Source organism: Halobellus captivus (assembly GCF_007655485.1).
Classification (GTDB): Archaea; Halobacteriota; Halobacteria; order Halobacteriales; family Haloferacaceae; genus Haloquadratum; species Haloquadratum captivum.
In genome coordinates, this window is sequence record NZ_VJXQ01000002.1 from 275185 (window position 1) to 300344 (window position 25160).

The following is a 25160-nucleotide window of genomic DNA, read 5'->3' on the forward strand; positions in this document are numbered from 1 at the left end:
GCATTTCGTATCGGATTCCGATGACTGAACTCGTCGCGACGACGCCCGGGTTGTTTCCGCTTCCGGACTGGGCGAAGTCGGACCTCGCGGACCTCAAGGGCCGCCAAAAGGCCGATCTCATCTCCGGTGACGAGTCAAACGCCGTGGTCTCGACGTACGAGCGCGCCCGAGCGGCGGTCGTCGACGATCAGTTCGACGCCGACCTCGACCTGTTCGTCGAGGGACAGCTCCGGTGGGACGATATGCTCGCGCATCCGCTGACCGTTCACGATCGCGTCGAGGCCGGACGGATCGCCCGTTACTACGACAACAACAACTTCTATCGGGATCCCCGCGTCGTCGGCGAGTTGACCCCGTCCGGCGACGTCGGGGTCGAACTGACGGCCGCCTCGGAGTTGATCGACGAGACAGCCCCGCTGCAGGCGGTGCTTCCCGGGCCGTACTCGCTCGCCGACCTCGCGACCGACGCATATTACGGCGACGAACGGGAGTTCCTCTCGGCGCTCGCGGAGTTCCTGGCCGCGGAAGTCGACGCGTTCCCCGACCACGAGACACTCTTCCTCTTGGAGCCGTCGCTCGTCGAATCGCCGCCGGGAGACGACGTCGCCGAGGCCGTTCCGGAGGCGATCGACGTCGTCGCGTCTGCGACCGACGCCGACGTCGTCGTCCACACGTACTTCGGCGCGCTCGGCGAGAAGACGTACGCGCACCTGATGGACGCCGACGTCGACGCGTTCGGCCTCGACCTCGTCGCCGATGACCGCGAGGCGACCGTGTACAACGCCGTCGAATACGGCGTGCCCGACGCCGTCGCGCTCGGCGTCGCCGACGGACAGAACACCCGAATCGAATCCGCCGAGACCCTTCGCGAGCGCGCCTCGTGGTTCACCGAGCAGGTCCCGATGGCGGACTTCGACACGGTCTATCTGAGCACCAACACCGAACTGTTCTACCTCCCCGTGAACCGCTATCGAGAGAAGCTCGCCGCGCTCGCCGCGGCGGCCGACATCGAACGGGAGGTAAGCGCCTGATGGTCCGAAACCCGTCGAACCGCGAGCAGTTCCGCCCCGCCGACCACGACGCCGAGCACTTCCTTCTGACGACCGTCGTCGGGAGTTACCCCAAGCCGACGTGGCTCACGCGCGCGAAGAAGCTGGCTGACGACTCCGAATCCGGCTTCGACGAGCGGGCGCTCGCGGAGGCGCAGGACGACGCCGCTCGACTCATCACTCACGAGCACGAGCGCGCCGGGTTGGACACCGTCGTCGACGGCGAGATGCGCCGCGACGAGATGGTCGAGTACTTCGCTCACCGCATCCCCGGCTACGAGTTCAACGGCCCGGTCAAGGTGTGGGGGCACAACTACTTCGATAAGCCCTCCGTCGTCTCCGAGGTCGAGTACGACGAGCCGTGGCTCCTCGAGGAATTCGAGTTCACCGCGAGCGTCGCCACCAGACCGGTCAAAGTCCCGATCACCGGCCCGTACACGCTCGCGCGCTGGTCGTTCAACGAGGCGTACGACGACGAGGCCGCCCTCGCGTACGATCTGGCCGAACTCGTCAACGAGGAGATTCACCGGCTCGTCGAGGCCGGAGCGCGCTATGTTCAGATCGACGAACCCGCGCTCGCGACGACGCCGGGCGAGCACGCGATCGTCGGCGAGTGCCTCGAACGCATCGTCGACGGGGTGCCGGAAGACGTCCGCGTCTGTCTGCACGTCTGCTACGGCGACTACTCGAAACTCTACCCGGCGATCAACGACTTCCCGATCGACGAGTTCGACGTCGAACTCTGCAACGACGGTTACGAGCAGATCGACGTGTTTCGATCGCCCGCGTTCGAGCCCGACCTCGCGCTCGGCGTCGTCGACGTCCACACCGCGGAGGTCGAATCCGTCGCGGAAATCAAATCGAACATCGAGCAGGGGCTGAAGGTCGTCTCGCCCGATCGACTCACCGTCTCGCCCGACTGCGGCGTGAAGTTGTTACCCCGTGAGATCGCCTACCAGAAGCTCGAAAACCTGGCCACGGCAGCCCGCGAGATCGAGGCCGAACTCGACGCGGACGAAATCGAGATTGCCGGGCCGAGCGACGACTGAATAGGTTCGATGGGTCGCCGAAACCGGCGCACACAGACGGTCAATCGCCGATTTCGACGTTTGCTAGCACTTCGTCGAGCGCGACGCTCACTACTGAGCGCGTGTGCGGACGAACGCAGTCCGCAGTCGATGTCAAAAAGCGGTCGGTGCGATCAGTGCGCTTCGTCTTCGTACAGCCAGGCGGCGTCAATGCGCTCGTAATCGAGCAGTTCCTCGTCATCGAAGAACAGCCCGATCTCGCGCTCGTTTGCACCCTCGTCCTCGTGGTCGGAGGCGTGGATGACGTTGCGACCGAGATCGAGGCCGAAGTCGCCGCGGATCGTGCCCGGAGCGGACTCGGCGGGGTCGGTCTCACCGACCATCGAGCGGACCTGTCGGGTCGCGTCAGCGCCTTCCCAGACCATCGCGAAGACCGGACCCGAGGTGATGAAGTCGACGAGGTCGTCGAAGAACGGCTTGTCCTCGTGCTCGCCGTAGTGCTCGTGGGCGAGCTCCTGATCGATCTGCATGAACTTGCCGCCGACGAGCTTCAGACCGCGCTCCTCGAATCGGGAGACGACCTCGCCGATGAGGCCGCGCTGGACGCCGTCGGGCTTGACCATCACGAAGGTTCGCTCGTCGTGGTGGCTCATTTGTCAGATTCCTCGCTCGCGCCGCGGCCCGCTTCGGTCCACTCCAGATCTCGGGGCTCGCGGCCGAGTCGGTAGTTCTTCTCGGCCTTCGAGTCCTTGAAGTGGAGGATCGTCCCGTCGTTTTTCACGAGCATCGTTCCCGTACCCGGTTCGATCTCCTCGCCGGTGTAGTCGCACGTGCGCGTTTCGACCATAGATTATCGACCTCCGATGGAGTCAGCATCCCGCTGCGTCTCGCGGAGCTGGAGGATGTCGCCCTCGCGGACGGGGCCCAGGACGTTCCGCGTGATGATGCGGCCCTGGTTCGAGCCCTCGCGGATGCGGCATTTGACCTGCATGGCCTCGCCGTGCATCCCTGTCTTGCCAACGATCTCGATGACCTCGGCGGACGTCGAGTCGCTGGCGGTCTCTTCTGCGCTCATCGTCGGTTACCGCAGTTCCTCGAGCTTCGCGGCGATGTCTTCGACCTGGCTCTCCGAGTCACCGGCGTCGACGATGGCGGCGGCGGCGGAGCCGACTTCGAGGCCCGCGGCCTGTCCGACTTCGTCCTGCGTCTCGATGAAGACGTACGGGATACCCTTCTCGTCGGCGAGCTCGGGCAGGTGCATAACGATCTCTTCGGGCGAGACGTCCTCCGCGACGAAAACGAGCTCGGCGGTGCCGCGCTCGACGGCTTTGGTCGTCTCGTTGGTTCCTTTCTTTACGGTTCCTGTGTCTCGTGCGACCTCGAGGGCCTCGAGGGCATCCTCTGCGAGGTCGGCTGGGACGTCGAATTCTACGTAGACTGGCATTGGTTGTTCACCTCTCCTGCTCGCGGGCTCGACTGCCCCGCCGGAAATTCGGGTTTCCCTGTCGGCGGGGAGTATCATCAACCCCGGGCAGGCTGTACACTTCGGTTGCTTCGGACCGCATAAAAGCGCTTTCAATGGCGTCGTGCCGTGGCACGACGACACACACGAATGTCAGCCACGTCGAACCGTCAGGCGAGCGACCGTTGGCCGATCGGCGAATAATCGACGAAATTCAGACGAACGACCAGTAAAGAACCGGTAAACGACCGGAAACGGTAGGTGAACGACCGGATACGACAGGTGAACGATCGACGAATGGTTGAAGGACGGGCGACCGGCGAACGCAATTTCCTTACGCTCCGGCGACGACGCCGGAGTATGAACGTGGCCGCCCTCGCTGCGGACCTCCGCGCGGCGGCAGCGCGGACGAACCACAGGCGGTTGCTCGTCCTCGCGGGCGACCGCGACATCGGCATCGACGCCGCCTTCGACGCGATCGAGGGGGCCGACATCCCCGACGACGAGACGACGATCGTCACGACGCGCGAGGGGTTCCGCTTCGATCGTGTGGAGCCGAAACGCGCGCGAGAACTCCTCGGAACGACCCGGGCGGCCGTGATCCTCGACGCTCACGAGGGCTTCTCTCCGAACGCGCTCGGCCGATTAGTCGGCAGCGTCGACGGTGGAGGTCTCCTGATCCTGCTCGCGCCACCGCTCGATTCCTGGCCCGCGCACGGGAGTTCGTTCGAGTCGTCGCTGGCCGTCCCCCCCTACGATATCGAGGACGTCGGCGGCCGGTTCCGCGCGCGCCTCGTCGCCACCCTCCGCGATCATCCCGGAATCGCGGTCGTCGACGTCGACACCGGGACGGTCGAACGCCGCGGAGAGGCCGACGACGCGTCGGGGCACCGATCGACGCCCGCCGTTCCGCAGTCCGCATCCCGGCGGTTTCCGCGCGCGGCGTACGACGCCTGCCTGACCGCGGACCAGTCGCACGCGCTTCACGCGCTCGAAGCGCTCGACCGAGGGGGAGACGATCGCAGAGGAGACGATCACCGAAGAGGAAACGAAAACGGGACTGCGGTCGTCGTCGAGGCCGATCGCGGCCGAGGGAAGTCGAGCGCGGCCGGACTCGCCGCCGGATCGCTGGCGGCGGCCGGTCGCGACGTCCTCGTCACCGCCCCCGACCGACGGAACGCCGAGGACCTGTTCGCCCGGGCCCGCGAGTTGGTGTCTGCGCTCGGCGTGTCCGCAGGTGAGACCGATAGCGATACGTCGCGGACCACAACCGACAGCGATACGTTGCGGACGGCATGCGGCGGTCAGGTCCGATATCTCTCACCCCCCGATGCCGCAGCCCTCCCCGGCGACCCCGACGTCGTCCTCGTCGACGAGGCGGCGGCGCTCCCCGTTCGACTGCTCTCGGCGCTGCTCGACGCCCCGGCGATCGGCTTTTTCACCACCGTTCACGGTTACGAGGGTGCCGGTCGGGGGTTCTCCGTGCGCTTTCGGGACCGGTTGGAAGCGTCGGATCACGACGTGACCGACGTGACGCTCACGGAACCGATCCGGTACGCGCCGGGGGACCCAATCGAGTCGTGGGCGTTCCGCGCGCTGTTACTCGACGCCCGTCCGCCCGTCGACGCGCTCGTCGCCGACGCCTCGCCGTCGACCGTCGAGTACCGGGCGCTCTCTGCGGGCGACCTCGACGGCGACGAACACCTGCTGCGTGCCGTGTTCGGCCTCCTCGTGTTCGCGCACTACCGGACGGAGCCGAACGACCTCGCGCGACTTCTCGACGCGCCGAACCTCCGCGTTCGCATCCTTGAACACGACGGGCACGTGGTGAGCGTCGCGCTGTTGGCGCGCGAGGGCGACCTGGACGCCGAGTCCCGAAAGTCGGTGTACGAGGGATCGAGAATCCGCGGGAATATGATCCCCGACGTGCTGACGAGTCAACTCCGCGACGAAGACGCGGGGACGCCGCTCGGCTACCGCGTGGTGCGCATCGCGACGCATCACGCGGTTCGGTCGCGGGGACTCGGATCGACGCTCCTCACGGAGATTCGCGCCGAATTCGACGGCGAGGCCGACTACCTCGGCACCGGCTACGGCGCGACGCCCGAACTGCTGGATTTCTGGGCCGACAACGGCTTCTCGACGGCTCACCTCTCGACGACGCGAAACCACTCCAGCGGCGAGTACTCGGTGGTGATGCTGTCGCCGCTTTCGGCGGCGGGGCGGGAACTTCGAGACCGGCACGCTCGCCTGTTCCGGAACCGGATCGGCGACGTGCTCGTCGATCAGCTCCGCGACGCCGACCCCGACATCGTCCGCGGGGCGCTCGCAGGGTGTCCGGCCTCGGTCTCGCCGACGCTCTCGGAATACGAGTGGCGCGTCGTCGTCGGCGTCGCAGACGGCCCCGGTCAGTACGCGACCGCGCCGGGTGCGTTCCGTCGCCTGGCGCTGGCGGCGCTGCTCGGCGATGACGAGGACGGCGACACGGGCCGCGAGGCCACCGAACCCACCGCGACGCTGCCGCCGCGGCAGGAGCGGCTGCTCGTCAGGAAGATCCTCCAGGCACAGCCCGGTGACACCGTCGCCGACGAACTCGGGTACGTCTCGACGCGCGAATGTCTCCGAGCGCTCGGTGCCGCCTACGCGTCGCTCGTCGATCGGTACGGCGACAGCGAGGTCGTCGGGGCCGAGCGCGCGCGATTCGGCCGGAACGAGTAGTACATACTCGTCGAGAGTAGCAGTTCGGAACCGTCGGCAAAAGCGTTCATCACCCTCGGCGACCACTCTCGCATATGGATCCCCTCAGTTGGTTCTTTTTCGGTCTCGTCGCGCTCGGCGTCGCGGGATCGGTGTTGCCGCTCGTTCCGGGCGGATTTCTCTCGGTCGTCGGCGTCGTCGGCTACTGGTGGTCGACCGGGTTCGCGGAGCCCTCGCCGCTGCTCGTCGTCGTATTGGTCGGCGTCGGCCTCCTCACGATGCTCGTCGACTACTTCGGCGGCGCCATCGCGGCCCGCGCTGGCGGGGCGTCCATCATAACGATGGGGGCCGCGGTGCTCGTCGGATTCCTGCTCCTCGTCGTCGCCGGACCGGTGGGATTCATTGTCGGCATCGCCGGGACCGTCTTCGCCGTCGAGTTCGCCCAGCACGCGGACACCGAACGGGGCCTCCGCGTCGCACTCTATGCGACGGTCGGCGTGCTGGCGTCAACAGCGGTCCAGGTCGTCCTGACCGCCTCGGTGTTCCTCGTGCTCGCGTTCGTCGTGTTCATCTGAGGGAGGGTCAACGAAGATCCATTCGGCAGATTTGCGATCCGACGGTGGAATTATATCGTTCGTGGTTCTATCTATCCCCGTGAGCGTCAACGTCGAGACGCGGGTGGACGCCCCGGGATCCGCCGAGTTCGCCGCCGAGGCGTGGGAGCTCAAAGAGCGCATCCGCGAGCGCGAAGGCGTTCTCAAGCAGCGACGCGCCTTCTTCGTCGACGCCTACCGTCGCGCGACAGATCACCTGCTTTATGAGGGCGACGACCTCGTCGGGTTCGCGTCGGTCCGGCGCGACGGCTACATTCTCTTTCTCGCGGTCGCGCCCGAACGCCGCGGCGAAGGCTACGGCAAGCGGCTCGTCGCCGCGGCGTTGCAGGATCACGACTCGATCTCCTGTCACGCGCGGGCGTCGAACGAGGGCGCGCTGTCGTTCTACGATCACCTCGGCTTCGAGACCCTGCGGCGGATCAACGGCTATTACGAGGACGGCGGCGACGCGTACTACCTCCGCCTCGGCGACGGCGCATCGCTGCGGGAGAAGTTCGCCGAGTTCTTTCGACGGTCCGTGACCGGCCCGTGATCCCGGACGGTCGAGACCGCAGTGGCGATTTATCTCGATGGCGCGCCAATACGGCTGTATGAGCAATACAAACACCACCAGCGACACGAGCACCACCGAGCCGTCGACGCGAGTGCTCAAACCCGGAGAGCTGTTGTACGACGCGGACGGGGCCGAGGTCGGTACGGTCCGAGCGATAACCGAGTACGGCGTCGAAGTCCGAACCCGCGGCGGCGTCGAGACCGCGTCTCTCAAACAGGCGCTCAGGGGAGACTCCGGAGAAGGGTACCTGCTCTGGCGCTGCGCCACCTGCGGCGAGTTAGGTGACCTCGAACAGATTCCGGATCGCTGCCCGGGGTGTGACGCCCCGCGCGAGGAACTCTACGCGTATCTGGAAGACTAACGTCGACGGAAATCTGGAAGACTAACGTGTGGCGGCTGGTCTCCCCAGACGTCCTGCGCCGGTGGTCCCTGAACTCGTCACTGTCGCGGGAGGCTCTCGATACCGTTGTCGGTGATCACCTCGTCGAGCAGTTCGACCGGTGTGGCGTCGTAGGCGGGATTCTCGATCACGACGTCTTCGATGGGTTCCAGCGACACCTCCGCGGGCGGGCGGAGCTCGTTCTCGAAGACGAAGCCGTCGTCGACAATCTTCGCCGCCGACCCGACGACCGTGACGGGGACGTCGAGGTAGTTCGCCGTGGCGACAATCGGGAACGTGCCGACGCGGTTGTACAGCGTGTCGTCGACGATGCAGTCCATGCCGACGACGACCCGATCGCACTCCTCGAGGAACGTGCCAGCCGCGCCGTCGACCAGTAGATGCGGTTCCACGCGATCCAGGGCCGCGAGCCTGCGTGCCGTCTTCCGCCCGAGGAAGCGGGGCCTGGCCTCGGTGACGTAGGCGGTCAGGTACGTACCGTCGGCGGCGGCCCGCTCGACGGCTTCCAGGACGGTCGACGAGTAGTCGTGGATGAGAAACGTCCCGTTGTCTTCGAACGTCGGAACGGCGTTTGTGGCCGCGCGCGACTTCCCCTGTTGGACGTCCTCGACGACCCGTTCGATCACTTCCTCGAGGAGCGACTTTGCCTCGGGGACCGCGTCCTTCCGGTCGACGACGTTCACGAGGACGGTCTGCATCGCGTTGTACAGCGACGCGTGCGAGGGGTTCGCCCGCTTGAGCGCGCTCGCGTTCCGTTCGAGGTCGCGCTCGAACTCCTCGACTGTGGCGTGATCGCGTTCGAGCAGGTCCGAGAGCGCCTGCGTCGCCTTCATAGCCACGACGGACGAACTGTGCGTCTGCATCTCCCGGATCTCCGCGATCGTCTCGTCGATCATATTCGAGAGTCGACGACTCGGGTCAAAGACCTTCCGACGACGGCGACCTGCGAGAGAGCGGGCGACAGGCGCTGCGAGAGATGGATCGGCCGATCACTCCTCGGGGACTTCGTCGGGATCGCGACCGCCGTCGCCTGCGTCGAAGCGCCACGCGTATCCGAAGACGCCGAGCGCGACGAGAACCCAGATCACGCTCCCGACGCGAACGGCGAACTCGACGCGCGCGGCCCACGTCGGCAGCGAGGTCTGCAGCGAGAGCGCCGCGACGATCGGCGCGCCGACGACAATCGTGAGGACGAACGTCGTCTGCATCACCCAGCCGTAGTCGATCCCGTCCGGTTCAGAGGTCTCGACGGGTTGCACGGATTCGACTTCGGCGGCGGCGTGAAATTGATGCCGGTTTCGAGCGGTACGGTCGAACAGAGAAGATGTCGAAACGAGGCCTAGAGGAGATGTCGAAACGAGGCCCAGCCTACGCGGACACGCGCCGGTCGAGAAAGTCGGTGAGTGCGTCGTTGAACGCTCCGGGGCGCTCGAGCATCGCGAGGTGTGCCGCGTCGTCGATCACTGACAGCTCACAGTCGGGAAGGGCAGCGCAGAGTTCCTCGTGATAGTGTGGGGGTGTGAGCCGATCGTACTCACCGACGAGGGCGAGCGCGGGGACGTCAATGGCGGAAAGCTGGCCCCGGACGTCGAAGGCGTGCGCCGTGCGGAAGTCGCGTTCGAGGACCGCTTGTCCGGTGTTTCGGAGTGCGCTCTCGGAGACCCCGAGTGTCCCCTCGTCGGCGTCGTGAAAGAGGTGATCCGGCTTGTGAAAGAACTCGACGACGCGGTCGAAATCCGTCGCGACCCACTGGAAGAGGTCGTCGAGCACGGGGAGTCGCGCGCCCGTCCCCGCCAAGACTGCACCGGAGACGTCGAGGTCGCGTTCGAGGAGCGCCGTCAGGACGACCGCGCCTCCGAGCGAGTTGCCGAGGAGGACGTCCGCGTCGGCGGCCTCCGCGACGGCGACGACGTCGTCGACGTACGCCGAGAGCGCCTCGTAGCCCGGTTCCGCGGAAACGTCGTCGCTGTCGCCGTGACCGCTCAGATCGACCGCGATCAGCGGGAACCGGTCTGCGAGTTTCGCCTGTGCGCTCCAGACGCGGTGGGTGCCGCCGCTGCCGTGGACCGCGAGAACGGTGGGGCCCTCCCCCCCGCGATCGAACGTTCGGTAGGCCGTCTCCCGGCCGTTATGAGTTATCGATTGCATACCGTTTGGTTGGATCGGCCCCAGTATAAACCCTGAACGTGGTGGTTGTCAACTGTCCGAAAGGTATCGGATTCCCGCATCCCGATCGAGAAACCCTCCGCTGGGCGAGCGCCACGGTCACTGGACAGCCGGGAGAGGGCCAGGCTGTGAACCGACCCACTGCGAAAGCGGATGCAAAATCGATCGACCGTGAGATCGGACCGCAATTCAACCGTAGTTGACGACCATCCCTCGCTGTCTTGCGATTAGTGGTAGAAAAGTTTAAATACTAAAGCGACTAACTTGTGGTTAGGAATCACGATGAGTATCAAACAATTAGCCGGTGGAGACGAGCGGATTGTCCGTCGGTACGAATACGAGGACCGCTGGGTTCTCGCCGCGGACGTCGGCGTCGATGACGAGAATCTCGACGTTGATGTCGTCGGCACGACGGCGATTGTCGTCGCCGAGACCGGTGGCGAAATTTCCGAGGCCGAGTTCGAGCTTCCCGGAACGAACGCGACGATCACGACGAACAACGGCGTACTCACCATCACTGTGGAACAATGAAGCTCACTGTCAAACCCCTAAAACAAAAGGACGCGGGCCGGGGACTCGCGGCGATCGACCGGCAGGCGGCCGAAGAGTTGGACCTAGAAGGCGGCGACTACATCCGAATCGACGGCGACGGCGGCACCGCAATCGCCCGCGTCTGGCCCGGCTATCCCGAGGATAGCGGGACCGGCGTCATCCGGATCGACGGGCGGCTCCGCCAGCAGGCGAACGTCGGAATCGATGACCGCGTCGAGGTCGAGAAGGCCGACATCAAGCCCGCGAAGCACGTTTCCGTCGCACTCCCACAGAACCTCCGGATCAGCGGCAACATCGGCTCGCACCTGCGCGATAAGCTCGCGGGTCAGCCCGTCACGCAGGGGCAGAACATCCGGGTCCCGTTCGGGTTCGGCTTTATGTCCTCGTCGAGCCAGCCCATCCCGCTGAAGGTCGCCTCGACCGAACCGGAGGGGACGGTCGTCGTCACCGACTCGACGGAAGTGACGATCAGCCAGACGCCCGCCGAAGAGATTCAGTCGGGCGCTGACGCCGAGGCCGACACGCCATCTATCACCTACGAGGACATCGGCGGACTCGACCGTGAGCTCGAACAGGTGAGAGAGATGATCGAGCTGCCGATGCGACATCCCGAGCTGTTCCAGCGGCTCGGCATCGAGCCGCCGAAGGGCGTGCTTCTGCACGGCCCGCCCGGAACGGGGAAGACCCTGATCGCGAAGGCCGTCGCCAACGAGATCGACGCCTCCTTCCACACGATCTCCGGTCCGGAGATCATGTCGAAGTACTACGGCGAGTCCGAAGAACAGCTTCGGGAGATCTTCGAGGAGGCCGAGGGGGCCGCCCCGGCGATCGTGTTCATCGACGAGATCGACTCGATCGCGCCCAAGCGCGGCGAGGCGGGCGGCGACGTGGAACGGCGCGTCGTCGCGCAACTGCTCTCGCTGATGGACGGGCTCGACGAGCGCGGCGAGGTCGTCGTCATCGGCGCGACCAATCGGGTGGACGCGATCGATCCGGCGCTGCGGCGCGGGGGTCGCTTCGACCGTGAGATCGAGATCGGCGTCCCGGACCGCGAGGGACGGAAAGAGATCCTGCAGGTCCACACGCGGAATATGCCGCTCTCCGACGCCGTCGACCTCGACGAGTACGCCGACAACACGCACGGCTTCGTCGGTGCCGACATCGAGAGCCTCGCGAAGGAGGCGGCGATGAACGCGCTGCGGCGCATCCGTCCCCAGCTCGATCTCGAATCCGACGAGATCGACGCCGAGGTGCTCGAATCGCTCACGGTGACCTCAAAGGACTTCAAGGAAGCCATCAAGGGTATCGAGCCCTCGGCGCTACGGGAAGTGTTCGTCGAGGTCCCCGACGTCTCCTGGGAGAACGTCGGCGGTCTCGAAGACACCAAAGAGCGCCTCCGCGAGACGATCCAGTGGCCGCTCGAATACCCCGAGGTGTTCGAGGCGATGGATATGCAGTCGGCGAAGGGCGTCCTGATGTACGGTCCGCCCGGAACTGGAAAGACGCTGCTCGCGAAGGCCGTCGCCAACGAGTCGGAGTCGAACTTCATCTCGGTGAAGGGGCCGGAGCTGCTCGATAAGTACGTGGGCGAGTCCGAGAAGGGCGTCCGCGAGATATTCAAGAAAGCCCGCGAGAACGCGCCGACGATCGTGTTCTTCGACGAGATCGACTCGATCGCGACCGAGCGCGGCAGCAACACGGGCGATTCGGGCGTCTCCGAACGCGTCGTCTCCCAGTTGCTGACCGAACTCGACGGGCTCGAAACGCTGGAGGACGTCGTCGTTATCGCAACGACGAACCGCCCGGACCTGATCGACTCGGCGCTGCTCCGTCCGGGACGGCTCGACCGCCACGTGCACGTGCCCGTCCCTGACGAGGAGGCCCGCCGGGCGATCTTCGCGGTCCACACCGAGCACAAGCCGCTGGCCGACGACGTCGACCTCGACGAACTCGCCTCGCGGACCGAGGGCTACGTCGGCGCCGACATCGAGGCGGTCGCCCGCGAGGCCTCGATGGACGCGAGCCGCGAGTTCATCAACAGCGTCTCGCGCGAGGAAGTCACCGAATCGGTCGGCAACGTCCGCGTGACGATGGAGCACTTCGAGCACGCGCTCGGGGAGGTCGGCCCCAGCGTCACCCCCGATACGCGCGAGCGCTACGAGGAGATCGAAGAGCGCTTCCAGACCAGCGAGGTCGAGCGCGAACCCGAACCGGACGTCAGCCGGACGTTCCAGTAACGCGAGCGCCGTCCCGGCGCGTCTCTAGGCACCCCAACCGGCCCATCGACGGGCTTTTATTTCCGATCTCTCGAAGAACGTAGTACGGAACGCCACACGGCGACAAAAGTAAATCAGATTACTGTTTCTTTCACCGGAAATCCGGTGTCGTCTCACGGTCAGGGTTCGTCACCGCCTCCGGGAACGACGTCCGTCGCTCACAGCGTCGTGATTCTATACCGCGTCGCAATTCCATACCGTAGCTCACGCCGTCCTGGAATCACAACGTCTCACGGTTCGAGGCAGTCGGTACGAACGACTGCCGCGCTAGTCGTCGAGCGCGGCGAGATCGTCGAGGATCTCCGACGCGTGACCCTCGGGTGAGACACCCTCGTAGGCGAGGGCGACGTCGCCGTCGGGGCCGACGACGTACGTGTTGCGGAAGACGCCGTCGAAGGTGTTACCGAACATATTCTTCTCGCCGTAAGAGTCGTAGGCCGTCGACACCGAGCCGTCCTCGTCGGAGAGCAGTCGGAACGGAAGGTCGTACTCCTCGGCGAACGGCGCGAGGTCGTCGACGGGGTCGTCGCTGATCCCGAGGACGGTCACGCCGCGGTCTTCGAACTCATCGTAGGAGTCCCGGAACCCGCACGCCTCGGTCGTACAGCCGGGCGTGTCGGCCCGTGGGTAGAAGTAGACGACGACGTACTCGCCGCGGTAGTCCGACAGGGAGACGGTCTCTCCGCGCTGGTCTGTTAATTCGAATTCGGGGGCAGTCTCGCCGATATCGAGCATCGTCCGTACCTCGGACGAACCCGGCTTCAACGTACCGCTCGAATGCGAGCGAAGTCACTGAGAGAGCGGAATTAATCGAGTCGTTCGGCCGCGTCGCGATCCAACAGCGGCCCCGCGTTCGTCGTCGGAAGCGTCACCACGTCCTCGGATTCGAGGTCGTACTCGCGCTCGTCGACGCCGAAGATCTGTCCGACGTCCTCCGTGATCCGCAGCGTCACGCGCTCGGTGTCGTCCGGTCGCCCGTCCAAGCCGTCTGTCCCGTCGGTTCCGTCGCCGATCACAGGCGCATCCGGGGCCGTCGCGTCCGGCGGCGCGTCCGGTGGGACGTCGGCTGGAACACCCGAAGCATCTGACACCGACTCCGCTGACTCCGAAACCGGCGAGTCCGCCGGTTCCGACACCGACCCGCTCGCGTCTGCCGATGCTCCGTCCGTGTCGGGCGATGCTGTGTCCGTCTCAGCCGATGAAGCGCCATCGCCGCCCATCGCCTCGCTGAGAACGTCGTCCGGCGCGAGCGGCTCCGGAGCGGACGTCGTCGGCTCCGGCGTCGACGACGCTGTCGTAGCCGCCTCGGTCGTCGCATCTGTCTCGGTGATCGCCGCATCCGCCTCAGTGGTCGTCGCGGCCGGGCCGCCCTCCGAGCCACCTTCGCCAGCCAGCACGTCGAGGACGGCCTGACGGTTCTGCTTGATCCGACCGACGAGCCCGTCGAACAGTTCCCGCTCCTCGGCGGTGAGGCCCTCCGTGTCGGCGCTCATATCCGCCGCCGCGAACGACGCGAGCTTGACGACCTTGCCGACGCGGCGCTCGTAGATCGATTCGACGACGTCCTCGGCCGTCTCGATCTCGTCGGTCAGTCGTCCGACGTCGGGATCGGCGAACGGGTCCTCGGCCGCGTCGGCCGCGCGGCGGCGCTCGGCTTTGCGCTCCGCGATGAAGGCCGCGACGTCCTCGTAGAACGAGTCACGGAGATGCTGGAGGCTGTCCTTCTGCCGCTCTGTCCGTCGGACGCTCCGTAACTCGTCTAAGTTCATTCTTTGATCTTCTCCGCGCGTCCCCGGGCCATCAAGAAGATCCCGAGGCACTCCTCGACGGATCGCTCTCCCTCCGACATAGTAAACGTGTCGCCGTCGAACGTCGTCTCCCCCGGCTCGGTCACGTTCACCTTGATCTCGCGGCCGCGGAACCGCTCGGGAATCGCGTCCTCGAGGGGATTGAAATCGTCTAGTTCGTCGCGGGAGAGCGCCTTGACCACCAGTCCGGACCCGCCGTGGAGGCTGCCGGGCAGGCGAATGAGGCGCTTCGTGTCGGTGGTGACGGGTTCGTCGATCGGCGCGGTCTCCTCCTCGGTGGCTTCCGTCGCCAGCGCGTCGACGAGGATACGTGTCCCGGGGCCGCCCGCCTCGACGTTCCCCTCGCGGATCGCCTCGAAGTTGTGTCGCACCTGTCCGAGGATCGTCTGCGCGCGTCCCTCGCCGATGCCGTCGAGCTCTTGGAGTCGGTTCAGCGCCTCGTCCTCGCCCATCTCGCGCAGCCGTTCCGCGAGCGCGACGAGGCGGCGGTGCACGCGAGCGCCCCAGCCGCCGCGACGGCGGAGGACGCGGCGGGTCGTTCCGCGGTTCGATTCCGTTTCGATCAACCCGTCGACGTCCAAATCGATCGCGCGAACGTAGTCGACGATCTCTCTGCGGGCCTCGCTGTCGAGCCCTCTCACCCCGGGATCGCGGACGTGGACGTGGTAGCCGCGGCCCCCGGAGAAGACCACCTCGGTCTCCTCGAAGGCGAAGTCGTCGTCGATGAAATCCAGGAGGTTCAACAGCTCTCCTTTGCACGCCGCGAGCATCTCCGCGTACGACGTCGTCTCGGGATCGACCCCGGGGAGGTGGTCGGCGTCGAGGTCGAAAACTAGGTCGGCCGACTGCCAGCCCTTCTCGTCCATCGAACTCGCGCCGGGGTCTGCGAACCGGGCCGACGAGAAGTAGACGTGCTGCGGCGCGGTGCGGTGCAGGAAGTCGCCGAGGTCGCCGACGTCGAGCAGCGACTGGTGGCGGACCATCCGCGTCGCGCCCGCGCTCCAGGGGATGTGTCCCCACTCGCGGCGCTCGGCCGCAGGGGGGAGGGAGACGTCGCTGCGGCGGTAGTAATCGCCGAACCGACCTTCCAGATACGTCCGCGTGCGCGCCTCCATTCGTCGCCGTGGGTTTTGGAGCGAGGAGTAAAGCCGTTGCGCCTCGGCGACGCGTCCCGGCAGCGATCGCGATTCGAGGGCGTCGACGGTGCGGTTCAGGCGAACTGTTCGCGGTCCGGAACCCCGTCGCGGCCGAGGAGGATCTCCTGGGCCTCGACGTCCTCGAAGGCCGCCACCAACCCGCCGATCTCCAGCACGCCGTCGTCGGTTTCCAGACGCAGCGACGCGACCTCTTCGGACGCTTCCAGCGTGGCGGTCTGGACTTCGCCCTCGACGATCACGGGTTCGCCGGTCTCGACGTCCCGCCCCGTGATCGAGGCGTAAAACGGTCCGTTCAGTTCGCGGACGTCCTTCACGGCCCTGCGGATCGACGCGTAGCGCCGAGGGAACGGTCGACGCTTGCCGTCGGCGGCGAGCACTTCGGCCGTCGACCACAGGACGGTTCCGAAGAAGCCCGAGACCAGAAAGCCGAGCGCCGAGCGGTTGAAGATGACGCCGTAGCGGTCGCGGTCGTCGCGCAGGGCGTCTTGCGTCGCGTAGATCGAGTAGTTGCCGTCGGCGACGGCGAGAACCGGCGTGGTGATCCCCCGGCGAGCGCGTGCGACGGTGGCGACTTCGAGGTAGTCGAACTCGTCCGGATCCGGCGCGCGTGACAGCGGGGTCACGAGCAGGTCGACGCTCACGCCGTCGTCGATGGCGGCGGCGAGGTCCTCGCGGAACCTGCGGAGCAAATCCGGGGTGAGCGAGAGCACGAGTTCGTACTCGGCGCTCTCGATGATCTCTTCGACGTATCGCAGAATCGTCGAGCGGGACTTCACGAGGGACACGGCCTCGGTGTCTCGCGCGGGTGCGGTGTACCGCGCTTCCAACTCCGAGACGAGGCTGTCGAGCGACTGTTTCACGTTGCCGAAGGCGTCATTGGGTTCGACGGCGACGATCTTCATCGGGCGCGACTCCCTGAGTTCGACGAGGCCGCGGTCCGAGAGGCTTCGCACGGTATCGTACACCCGGGGCTGCGGGATCTCCGTTCGGTCGGCGATTTCGGAGGCCGTGAGTTCGCCGTGTTCGAGCACGGCCAGGTACGCCTCGATCTCGTACTCGCCGAGGTTGAAGCGCTCTCCGACCCGCTCCAGCGTCGTGCGGAGTTCGTCTGCCATACTCGATGGCTCTCACCCCGGTCACTTACTGTTTACTATGCTTCGAGTAGCACCCTATTTCGGAATTCGATGAAAACGGGGTCAGCGAGCGCGCCGGGCAGGCAACAATACCGATTCCCCGGTTAGTGAACACATCGGTTCGCCGTTGAATAAATATAAGCTTCGGCAGCCGATAGCGTGTGTGTGATGGACGAGCACGGAGGGGACGAGGGACCGTCCGGCGTGTACGGTCGCATCGAGGAACTGACCGCGGCCGGGGAGACGGTCGCGCTCGCGACCGTGACGCGAGTAGACGGGTCTGCCCCGCAGGATCCCGGGGCGGCGATGCTCGTTCGCGCCGACGGGAGCACGGAAGGAACGGTGGGGGGCGGAACGGTCGAAGAGCGCACGCGCAGGGCGGCGGTCGACGCGATCGAGGAGCGGACGCCGCGGACCGAACGCTGGGAACTGCGGCCCGAGGGCAACACCGGTATGGTCTGCGGCGGAGAGATGGACGTGTTCATCAACGTGATTCCAGGAACCCAACGACTGATCGTCGCGGGCGGCGGTCACATCGCACAGTCGCTCGCACCGATGGCTGTCGAATTAGGATACGACGTTTTCGTCGTCGACGACAGAGCGGAGTTCGCCACGGAGACGCGATTCCCCGACGCGGAGGTGCACGTCGACGACTACGACGCGGGGATCGAGACGATCGGCGTCACGGACAATACCGCCGTCGTCGTCGCCACGCGGAGCGGCCACTTCGACCGCGTCGCCTCTCGGGAATCCCTCGAACGGGGGGCGTACTACGTCGGTCTCGTGGCTTCCGACACAAAGGCCGAACGCGTCTCCGAGGGACTGCGAGAGGACGGCGTCGCCGAAGACGATTTCGAGCGGTTCCATTCGCCGGTCGGGCTGGACCTCGGCGGGGGAGATCCGGCGGACGTCGCCCTCTCAATCCTCGCAGAACTCAACCGCGTCCGAAACGGACTCACGCCCGGTTCAGTCGATTCCTAGCCGCAGACGTCTTGGTCCCGCCGATATATCGGTTTCCTGACTGTTTGGATTCCGCAGATATCTAGATTCCCAGATCGTCTGGAATCGGCTCCGTCACTCGCCGAGAGCCACCGATCCCACGTGAACGGGTTCCTTTCGTCAGGTGGGGCACTTGCTTCCAACACCACTTGCTCTGGATAGCAATCGAGCGGGCCGAGATCAGTGAAAATTCCACCGGTGTCCCCTTCCGGAGGCCGAACCTATATGAATGTGTGTGAAAGATAATCAAGGTATGTCTACGACAGACGTACCGGACGAGTCGGAGCCGGGGGGAAGCGACGACTCGGGAGGACCATCCCGCCGCGATATCATCAAAGGGACGATCGGTGGGACGCTCGTCGCCGCAAACGCCTATCTGTTCAACAATATCAGGCAGACGTCGGCGCAGGGCGACGGGACACCGGGGGTCCGAGAGCGGTTCTCGAATCAATTGAAACTGACAGTCAACGGTCGCGAGCGCTTCGTCAGAGTCGAAGATCAGGAACGCTTGGCGGAGACGCTCCGATCTAAACTCGGGTTGACCGGAACGAAGTTCGGCTGCGATCGGGCGATGTGCGGTGCATGTACCGTACAGATCGAGGGCGATCCGATCTACAGCTGCACGTACTTCACGAAAGACGCGGTCGGCAAGGAGGTCACGACGGTCGAAGGGCTGTCGGAGGGCGGTCAACTCCACCCGATTCAGGAGTCGTTCATCGAGGAGCTGGGCGGCCAGTGCGCGTTCTGTACGCCTGGGATGATTATGTCCGCGAAGTCGTTGCTGGAGGAGAACGGAGATCCCACGCGCGAGGAAGTCAAAGACGCCCTCGAAGGGAACCTCTGTCGCTGTGGCAACTACGAGAACGAGATCGAGAGCGTGCTCACAGCGGCCGAACGGATGTGATCGTTCGTGTCTGAACACAACTACGTCGGAAACGATTTCGAGGTACCGGACGGCCGAGCGAAGGTAACGGGCGAGGCGAAGTACGCCGACGACTACCAGTTCGACAACCTGCTGCACGCGAAGACCGTCAAAAGCCCCTATGCACACGCGAGGGCCAGGAGTATCGACACGTCCGCGGCGGAGGCGATGTCTGGCGTCGAGGCGGTCATCACCCACGAGGACGTTCCGGACGCGGCGATCGGGGAACCGGTGCTGGCCGAGGAGCCCCTGACGTTCGGCTATCCGGTCGCCGCGGTCGCCGCAACCGACGAGTACACTGCGGCCGCCGCCGTCGAAGCGATCGAGGTCGATTGGGAGGTCCTGGACCACGTCGTCGATCCCATCGAGACGCTCAAGCCAGGCAGCCCGAACGCGCGCCCCGAGGGGAACGTCCCGACCGGCGAGGCGGGAGGCGAGGGCGCGGAAGGGCAGGGCGGAGCGGAGGCCGCCGCCGACACGATCAAGTGGGAAAACGCCGACTTCAGCGGCGATTTCCCCGAGGACCCCGGCGACTTCACGATGGAGTGGAACTGGGGCGACGTCTCGGAGGGGTTCGAGAACGCCGAGACGATCTACGAAGACACGGTCAAGGCACAACCTCAGCCAACGAATCCGATGGAGCCCCGTTCGACCGTCGCCGAGTGGGGCACCGACGGACACGTCACGATCTGGGGCTCCAGTCAGAGCATCAGCCTGACGCATACGGGCGTCGCCGGAATGATCGAGAAACCGCCGACGGAGGTCACCTTCATCTGCAACTTCGCCGGTGGCGGCTTCGGTTCCAAGGGGACCGCATACCCGCAGATGGCCGTTCCGGCGTTTCTCTCCCGGGAGGTCAACCGCCCGGTAAAGATCCGCGGAACCCGCCGCGAGGAGTTCCACTGGGGCAACGGCCGCGCCACGTACATTGCGCGGACGCGGGTCGGCCTCGACGGCGACGGGAACATCACCGCAATGGAGATCGACGCCGTCGGCGACGCCGGAGCCTACTCCGCCGACGCGCTGTCGACGCTCAGTTCCGGGTTCAACTCGCTGACGCAGTGTTGGCAACCCGAGACGCTCCGGTTCCGCGGCATCGGCGTGTTCACGAACACGCCAAAACGATGGCCGCAGCGGGGTCCCGGACAGAACCAAGCGGCGTTGGCCATCGCTCAAGTCATCGACGAGGCGGCGAAACAGGCGGGCTTGGACCCGCTGGACGTCTGTCTGCAGAACTCCCCCGAGAACAGAGGACCGGCGGGCGCAGAGCGACTCCCAATGACGAGCGCGTATCTCGGGGAGGCCTACGAACTGGCGGCCGAGGCGATCGACTACGAGGAGAAGCGAGCCCGTTCGGGGACCCGTGAGGGATCGAAGGTGTACGGCGTCGGGATCGCGTCGGCGTCCCACCAGTCCGGCTACATCGGGTTCGACGGCCTCGTGGTCGTCCACACCGACGGCACCGTCGAGGTGCGGCAGGGTGCGGGGAACCTCGGCACCGAGAGTTTCGCCGCGGTCGCTCGGATGGTCGCGGACACGATGGGCGCCGACTGGGACGACGTCGAGGTCTCGTGGGGCAGCAGCGACAAGTCCTCGTTCACCCTGGGGCAGTTCTCTTCGAACACGACGTTCACCGAGGGGCTGGCAAACGTGAAGGCCGCCGAGACGGCCGTTCAGTACCTGAAAGAACTGGCCGCACAGGAACTCGGGGGAACCGCCGACGCGTACAACGTCGAGAATCACGAGGTCGTCCACGGGCAGTCCGGAGAATCGATCTCCTTCGCCGAGGCCGCTCAGGCGGCCGTCGATGCAGGCGGCAAGTATACGGCCGAGGAGATCCCGGAACAGTACCAAGAGAGTCTCGTCCCCCTGACGATCGCCGCTGCGAGCGACGCGGTGGGACAGGGGCTCGTCGCCTTCGGCAAGAGTACCGGCGAAGACCTCGACGGGTTCGTCACCTCCTTCGCCGGGGCGATCGCGGAAGTCTCGGTGGACCTAGAGACCGGCAAGGTCGTCGTCGAAGAGATGGCGAACTACAACGACTCCGGGACGGTGATCCACCCCGAGAGCTTCAAGGCCCAAGTCGAGGGCGGGGCCATCCAGGGGATCGGCTACACCCTCTTCGAGCAGTACCGCCACGATCAGGACACCGGTATTCCGGTGAATACGGACCTCTACAAGAGCAAGCCGCCGTCGATCCACGACTACGTCTCCGGCGACCTTCACGTCGGCGCGGTCGGCGAGCCCGACCCCTTCGGACCCTTCGGGGCCAAAGGTGTCGGAGAACCGCCGTACGGGGCGGCGTCTGGCGCGGTCGCAGCGGCGATCAAAGACGCCCTCGGCACGAGCTTCAGCGAGTTCCCTGTCACTCCCGACAAGGTGCTTGAGAAGGTCCGCGCAGGGGAGGTGGACAGCTAACCATGCAACAAGATATGATCCCGCCGCTCGAGCACATCGACGCCACGAGCGTCGAGCACGCCGTGCGGCTCTTAGGCGAACACGGCAGTGACGCGGCAACGATCGCTGGAAACACCGACGAGATCAACTGGCTGAAGAACCGCGACCGCACGCCGGAAGTGCTGGTCGACCTCAAGCCGATCGAGGAGCTGAAAGAGATCGAAGAGACGAGCGACGGCGGGCTCCGAATCGGCGCGCTCGCGACGCTCTCGGACGTCCAGAACCACGACGCGGTCAACGACGGGTATTCGATCATCGCGGACGCGATGGGCGAGATCGCGACGCCGCAGATCCGAAACCAGGGGACGATCGGCGGTAACCTCACGCAGGATTCGCGCTGTTGGTACTACCGCGGCGGGTTCGACTGCTACCGCGCGGGCGGGAATACCTGCTATGCGATCACCGGCGAGTCGAGCGACCACGCGGTCACCGACTACTCGCGGTGCATCACCGCGCACCCGTCAGACGGGGCCGTCGCGCTCATCGCACTCGACGCCGAGGTCGTCGTGCGCGGACCTCGAGGAGAGCGACGCGAGCCGCTCTCGGAGTTCTTCGTCGGCCCCGAGGACAACATCACCGTGATGCACGACCTCGCACACGACGAGATCCTCACTCATATCGAGGTTCCCAGCGACTGGCGCGGCACGAACTTCTACTTCGAGAAGGTCCGTGGGCGGGACGCGTGGGACTTCGCGATCGGAAACATCGCCGCCGCGGTCAAAACGAGCGGCGGAACCGTTTCGGATCTCCGCCTCGTCGCCAACGGGTTCGCGCCGACGCCCAAGCGGCTTCGGACCGCCGAACGGTCGATTCGCGGGAGCCGACTCTCCGAAGGCAACATCGCGTCCGCCTCGGAGAACGTGCTCCCGAACGCGAGACCGCAATCGGACAACGAGTACAAGCTGAACCTCGCGGACGGACTGGTCAAGCGGGCGCTGAGTAACGTCGCCTGAGCAGCCCACACATCTTCCCCGATTCTTCTCCGGTTCTCCAAGGGTCACGAATCGCGGAGCGATGCGTCTCAGGAGTCCACCGCGACCGCCCGGGCGTCGAAGTCGTCGAACTCCTGTGCGAGACTGGGGACGTCGCCGACGGTGCGGAACGTCACGGTGAACGGAACCGAGTCGCCGGGCGAGACGTCTCCGTTCGGTCTCGTGGTTCGAACGCCGATCACGTTGTCCTCTTCGTCGTAGAATGCGACGACGATTTCGGCCGCCCGCGACTCGCGACCCTCGTTACGAACGGTCCCGGAAACGGAGATACGGTTCTGTGAGCTGTCGGCGACCGCCGCATCGACGGAGAACTCACCGTCGCTGGCTGTCGTTCGTTCCGTGGTGAGAGAGACGTTGTAATCGTCGACCTCCTCACTCGTGTCGGCGTGGATATCGAAGGGTGCAGCGTCTCCGGGCGCGATCGGTTCACCCAGGACGCCGCCGACCGCTTCACCGACTACCTCACCATCGCGGTAGTAGGTGACCGTCACCGTCGCGTTCCCGACCGGATACGAGTGCCCGTTGTACACCTCGCCGACGACCGTGGGTCTGCCCAATCGGTCGAGGTGGTACGTCGTCCCTTCGACCGTGGCCTCGCCCGCGAGCGGTACTGAGGGGACGTCGATCTCGCTGTCGGTGACGATCAGTTCGACGCCGACGAGCCCCCCGTACGTGAGACCGGCCGCCAGGAGCGCACCGATGAGGACCGCCTTGGTGTCGACCATCCATCGGGACACAGGTTGGCGGCGGACATAAGCACTGGCCCCACCGTTCAGGTGCGAAAGCGACGAACTGCAGTGGCTCCGAAGTTACGGAGACGTTCTATCGTGGCCGAACAGTTGAACCGCACAGATGCCAGTAACGCCCGGAGAGACGCCACTGTTTTCCCGATAGCGCCGCGACAGAAGAGGAGAGCCGATGTCGTTCAACGTGTTCGAGATTCGAGGCGTATACCTCTTCGAGGGGAGCGAGTCTGTGCCACCGTCGCTGGAGGGCTACTACAACGACGCCGAAGATCGATACGAGATCCCGGAGAAGGGCGATTTGAATGCGCTCAGAAACGAGTGGCGTCTCGTAACCGACCTCGACGCGTACCGCGTCGTCTTCGACCGCGACCCGCCCGCGGACGTACGCTCGACCGCGGTCTTCGTCGAGGAAGGCCCGATCCGAACGACCCTTCTCTGTCCCGACGAGGCGGCGGTCGACCGGGCGCTCGAAGCGGGCGGACGGTTGGTCGAGGGCGAAACATAGCTCCGGCTGTCGCGAAAGCGAGGAGCGCGCTTGATACCTCGTGAGTGATGAGAGAAAGTGAGAGAAAAGCGCGCGAAGGGCAATCGGAGCGCCGCTGTTTCAGTTGCTCACCCGAACCGAAAGATCCGCGCCGACGAGGCCGAACACCGACCAGGCGATCGTCAGCACCAACAGCATACCGAAGACGACCGGCCACAGCGTCACGCCGAACGTCCCCGTGATGAAGCCCGACCACGCGCCGAACAGCCCCGCCACGAGGACGACGAGGGCCGTCGTGATCGCGGCGAACGCTCCGGCGACGACACCAGCGACGCGTTCCTCGCCGACGGGTGACAGCCGTGCAGCGACGGTTCCGCCGATGAGCGGCCATCCGACGAGAAGAACGACGTAGCCGACAACGCCGCCGACCTGCAGACCGAACAGGTGAAGCAGGCCTAATACGGTGATCACCGCGCCCCCGACGACGTCGGGGGAGGCCTTCAGGCCGCTGGAATCTGAGTGTGTGACGTTTGTTGCCATAGTTCGCACATCACGTGGCGAGTGGATAAAAATACCGCCGTGACACCCACCGATACCAGTCGCAAAGCGACAAACCGCACGGGGCTATCGTGGCTCGTATCGCTTCACGAGTTCCCAGTACTCCGCGGGCGTGTCCACGTCGGCGAAGATCCGTTCGTCGTCGACGGCGATCTCACGGGTGTCGGTGTCATCCGCCCGAACGACCGCTCGCGCGCCGCGGTCCTCGGGCGCGGATTCGAGCGCATCGAACGTGCTCGCCGTGAAAAGCGGCGGATGGCCGCTCCCGCCGTCGACGGTGGGAACGATGACGTCGCCGCCGTCGGCGGCCGCGGCTGCGAGTGTCTCGACGACAGCGGACGGGGTCACCGGGCAATCGACTGGGTTCAAGAACACGCCGTCGGCGTCGCGCTCGTCCGCGTACTCGACGACCACTTGTACCGATGAGAGCATCCCCGACTCGTACGCTGGGTTCTCGCGAACGGTAGCGCCGGAGAGGTCCGCTCGGGCGCGAACCTCCGCTGCTTCATAGCCGAGAACGACGACCGGTTCGATTCCCGCCTCCGAATACGTCTCGACGAGTCGTTCGACGAAGCGACGGCCGTCGAACGTCAGCAGGGGTTTCGGAAAGCCGCCCATCCGCGTCGATTTTCCGGCGGCGGTGATCGCGGCGACGAACCTCGACATCTCACTCGCGTTCGAGGTGATCCGTCAGTTCGTCGAGGAAGAAGAATTTCATCATCACCGACTGGAACACCGCCATCCCGTTGAGATTATCCGCCATTCGAGACGTGACCGCGTCCTGTTCGGAAAGTAGCTGCAGTACGGTTCGAGCCTCCTCGATTTCGGGTTCCATATCGTCGAGAAACGACCGGTACGTCGGCGTGTCGAACTCGTCGTGGTGGTCGGCGACGGCCAGCGCGGCCTCGTAACCGTCTGCGAGCCCCGCCTCGAAATCCGCGACGTACTCTTTGGTCTGACCCGTCCCCGACTGTACCGTCTCCCGATCGATCCCCTCTCCCGCGAAGGAGATCAGGAACTCGTAGGCGATCTCGACCTGCTCGATCGCGTCACGAAGATCCGTTACTGGCGTCTCAGGCATGGCACTCAGTTGCGTAGCTCTCCGTA

28 protein-coding genes are annotated in these 25160 nt (G+C 65.5%); 13 read left to right on the plus strand and 15 right to left on the minus strand.

Features of this window, described 5'->3' with window-relative positions:
• Nucleotides 1–20 precede the first annotated feature (20 nt).
• Nucleotides 21–1031, plus strand: coding sequence for a 5-methyltetrahydropteroyltriglutamate--homocysteine methyltransferase (locus FJT57_RS06740; RefSeq protein ID WP_144903338.1), 1011 nt, complete (start codon nt 21–23; stop codon nt 1029–1031).
• Nucleotides 1031–2098 (plus strand): methionine synthase, encoded by a 1068-nt coding sequence (locus FJT57_RS06745; protein ID WP_144903340.1) that lies wholly within the window; start codon nt 1031–1033, stop codon nt 2096–2098. The genes FJT57_RS06740 and FJT57_RS06745 overlap by 1 nt, the downstream gene beginning before the upstream one ends.
• A gap of 152 nt (nt 2099–2250) precedes the next feature.
• Here the strand turns inward: FJT57_RS06745 and ndk are convergent, their stop codons facing one another.
• From ndk to rpl7ae, 4 genes are read right to left on the minus strand one after another with little or no spacing between them, the layout of a single operon-like run.
• Nucleotides 2251–2730 (minus strand): nucleoside-diphosphate kinase, encoded by a 480-nt coding sequence (ndk, locus tag FJT57_RS06750; RefSeq protein WP_144903343.1) that lies wholly within the window; start codon nt 2728–2730, stop codon nt 2251–2253.
• Nucleotides 2727–2924, minus strand: coding sequence for a 50S ribosomal protein L24e (locus FJT57_RS06755; protein WP_144903346.1), 198 nt, complete (start codon nt 2922–2924; stop codon nt 2727–2729). The genes ndk and FJT57_RS06755 overlap by 4 nt, the downstream gene beginning before the upstream one ends.
• 3 nt (nt 2925–2927) lie before the next feature.
• Nucleotides 2928–3152: a 30S ribosomal protein S28e gene (locus FJT57_RS06760; protein WP_049986948.1), complete on the minus strand. Its 225-nt coding sequence runs from the start codon at nt 3150–3152 to the stop codon at nt 2928–2930.
• Nucleotides 3153–3158: 6 nt separating this feature from the next.
• Complete coding sequence (gene rpl7ae, locus FJT57_RS06765; RefSeq protein ID WP_144903348.1) at nt 3159–3521, minus strand: 50S ribosomal protein L7Ae; 363 nt, start codon at nt 3519–3521, stop codon at nt 3159–3161.
• Between the two features lie 378 nt (nt 3522–3899).
• Between rpl7ae and tmcA the strand changes: the two genes are divergently transcribed.
• The 4 genes from tmcA (at nt 3900) to FJT57_RS06785 (ending at nt 7764) form a co-directional block, all read left to right on the plus strand.
• Nucleotides 3900–6257, plus strand: a complete 2358-nt coding sequence (tmcA, locus tag FJT57_RS06770) for a tRNA(Met) cytidine acetyltransferase TmcA (protein ID WP_144903351.1) — start codon at nt 3900–3902, stop codon at nt 6255–6257.
• 74 nt (nt 6258–6331) lie between these two features.
• Entirely contained in the window at nt 6332–6811 is a 480-nt protein-coding gene (locus FJT57_RS06775; protein ID WP_144903352.1) for a DUF456 domain-containing protein, read from the plus strand.
• A 79-nt stretch (nt 6812–6890) separates the two neighbouring features.
• Nucleotides 6891–7382, plus strand: a complete 492-nt coding sequence (locus FJT57_RS06780) for a GNAT family N-acetyltransferase (RefSeq protein WP_144903355.1) — start codon at nt 6891–6893, stop codon at nt 7380–7382.
• Between the two features lie 58 nt (nt 7383–7440).
• Entirely contained in the window at nt 7441–7764 is a 324-nt protein-coding gene (locus FJT57_RS06785) for a DUF7130 family rubredoxin-like protein (protein WP_238993936.1), read from the plus strand.
• Between the two features lie 77 nt (nt 7765–7841).
• Here FJT57_RS06785 and FJT57_RS06790 read toward each other — a convergent pair whose 3' ends face one another.
• The 3 genes from FJT57_RS06790 to FJT57_RS06800 all read right to left on the minus strand — a co-directional run bounded on the left by FJT57_RS06790 (nt 7842) and on the right by FJT57_RS06800 (nt 9951).
• Entirely contained in the window at nt 7842–8699 is an 858-nt protein-coding gene (locus FJT57_RS06790; RefSeq protein WP_144903357.1) for a translation initiation factor eIF-2B, read from the minus strand.
• A gap of 93 nt (nt 8700–8792) precedes the next feature.
• Entirely contained in the window at nt 8793–9062 is a 270-nt protein-coding gene (locus FJT57_RS06795) for a DUF5822 domain-containing protein (protein ID WP_144903360.1), read from the minus strand.
• 109 nt (nt 9063–9171) lie between these two features.
• Nucleotides 9172–9951, minus strand: a complete 780-nt coding sequence (locus tag FJT57_RS06800; protein WP_144903363.1) for an alpha/beta fold hydrolase — start codon at nt 9949–9951, stop codon at nt 9172–9174.
• Between the two features lie 300 nt (nt 9952–10251).
• On the opposite strand from FJT57_RS06800, the gene FJT57_RS06805 reads away from it, so the two are divergent.
• Nucleotides 10252–10500: an Hsp20/alpha crystallin family protein gene (locus FJT57_RS06805; protein ID WP_144903365.1), complete on the plus strand. Its 249-nt coding sequence runs from the start codon at nt 10252–10254 to the stop codon at nt 10498–10500.
• The gene (locus FJT57_RS06810) at nt 10497–12758 is read left to right on the plus strand and encodes a CDC48 family AAA ATPase (RefSeq protein WP_144903368.1); all 2262 of its coding nucleotides are present in this window, start codon (nt 10497–10499) and stop codon (nt 12756–12758) included. Before FJT57_RS06805 ends, FJT57_RS06810 begins: the two co-directional genes overlap by 4 nt.
• A gap of 306 nt (nt 12759–13064) precedes the next feature.
• Here the strand turns inward: FJT57_RS06810 and bcp are convergent, their stop codons facing one another.
• From bcp to trmB, 4 genes are all read right to left on the minus strand, one after another.
• Entirely contained in the window at nt 13065–13532 is a 468-nt protein-coding gene (gene bcp, locus FJT57_RS06815) for a thioredoxin-dependent thiol peroxidase (RefSeq protein WP_144903371.1), read from the minus strand.
• Nucleotides 13533–13603: 71 nt separating this feature from the next.
• A complete protein-coding gene (locus FJT57_RS06820; protein WP_144903373.1) occupies nt 13604–14566 on the minus strand; it encodes a DNA replication complex GINS family protein in 963 nt (320 codons plus the stop codon).
• Nucleotides 14563–15720: a DNA primase small subunit PriS gene (gene priS / locus FJT57_RS06825; protein WP_144903376.1), complete on the minus strand. Its 1158-nt coding sequence runs from the start codon at nt 15718–15720 to the stop codon at nt 14563–14565. Before priS ends, FJT57_RS06820 begins: the two co-directional genes overlap by 4 nt.
• Nucleotides 15721–15815: 95 nt before the next feature.
• A complete protein-coding gene (gene trmB, locus FJT57_RS06830; RefSeq protein ID WP_144903379.1) occupies nt 15816–16877 on the minus strand; it encodes an HTH-type sugar sensing transcriptional regulator TrmB in 1062 nt (353 codons plus the stop codon).
• Between the two features lie 186 nt (nt 16878–17063).
• On the opposite strand from trmB, the gene FJT57_RS06835 reads away from it, so the two are divergent.
• The 4 genes from FJT57_RS06835 to FJT57_RS06850 all read left to right on the plus strand — a co-directional run bounded on the left by FJT57_RS06835 (nt 17064) and on the right by FJT57_RS06850 (nt 22226).
• Nucleotides 17064–17876, plus strand: coding sequence for an XdhC family protein (locus FJT57_RS06835; RefSeq protein WP_144903381.1), 813 nt, complete (start codon nt 17064–17066; stop codon nt 17874–17876).
• Between the two features lie 271 nt (nt 17877–18147).
• The gene (locus tag FJT57_RS06840; protein WP_144903384.1) at nt 18148–18798 is read left to right on the plus strand and encodes a (2Fe-2S)-binding protein; all 651 of its coding nucleotides are present in this window, start codon (nt 18148–18150) and stop codon (nt 18796–18798) included.
• Nucleotides 18799–18804: 6 nt separating this feature from the next.
• The gene (locus tag FJT57_RS06845; RefSeq protein ID WP_144903387.1) at nt 18805–21234 is read left to right on the plus strand and encodes a xanthine dehydrogenase family protein molybdopterin-binding subunit; all 2430 of its coding nucleotides are present in this window, start codon (nt 18805–18807) and stop codon (nt 21232–21234) included.
• A gap of 2 nt (nt 21235–21236) precedes the next feature.
• A complete protein-coding gene (locus FJT57_RS06850) occupies nt 21237–22226 on the plus strand; it encodes an FAD binding domain-containing protein (RefSeq protein ID WP_144903389.1) in 990 nt (329 codons plus the stop codon).
• Between the two features lie 68 nt (nt 22227–22294).
• On the opposite strand, the gene FJT57_RS06855 is transcribed toward FJT57_RS06850, so the two are convergent.
• Entirely contained in the window at nt 22295–22990 is a 696-nt protein-coding gene (locus FJT57_RS06855; RefSeq protein WP_144903392.1) for an FxLYD domain-containing protein, read from the minus strand.
• Between the two features lie 193 nt (nt 22991–23183).
• Here FJT57_RS06855 and FJT57_RS06860 point away from each other — a divergent pair, with 193 nt between their 5' ends.
• Complete coding sequence (locus FJT57_RS06860) at nt 23184–23516, plus strand: hypothetical protein (RefSeq protein WP_144903394.1); 333 nt, start codon at nt 23184–23186, stop codon at nt 23514–23516.
• Between the two features lie 99 nt (nt 23517–23615).
• On the opposite strand, the gene FJT57_RS06865 is transcribed toward FJT57_RS06860, so the two are convergent.
• The 3 genes from FJT57_RS06865 to FJT57_RS06875 all read right to left on the minus strand — a co-directional run bounded on the left by FJT57_RS06865 (nt 23616) and on the right by FJT57_RS06875 (nt 25134).
• Nucleotides 23616–24035 carry a hypothetical protein gene (locus FJT57_RS06865; RefSeq protein ID WP_144903395.1) on the minus strand — a complete coding sequence of 140 codons (420 nt, stop codon included), beginning with the start codon at nt 24033–24035 and terminating at the stop codon, nt 23616–23618.
• An 84-nt stretch (nt 24036–24119) separates the two neighbouring features.
• The gene (locus tag FJT57_RS06870; protein WP_144903397.1) at nt 24120–24719 is read right to left on the minus strand and encodes a nucleotidyltransferase family protein; all 600 of its coding nucleotides are present in this window, start codon (nt 24717–24719) and stop codon (nt 24120–24122) included.
• Between the two features lies 1 nt (nt 24720).
• Nucleotides 24721–25134: a hypothetical protein gene (locus tag FJT57_RS06875; RefSeq protein WP_144903400.1), complete on the minus strand. Its 414-nt coding sequence runs from the start codon at nt 25132–25134 to the stop codon at nt 24721–24723.
• Nucleotides 25135–25160 lie beyond the last annotated feature (26 nt).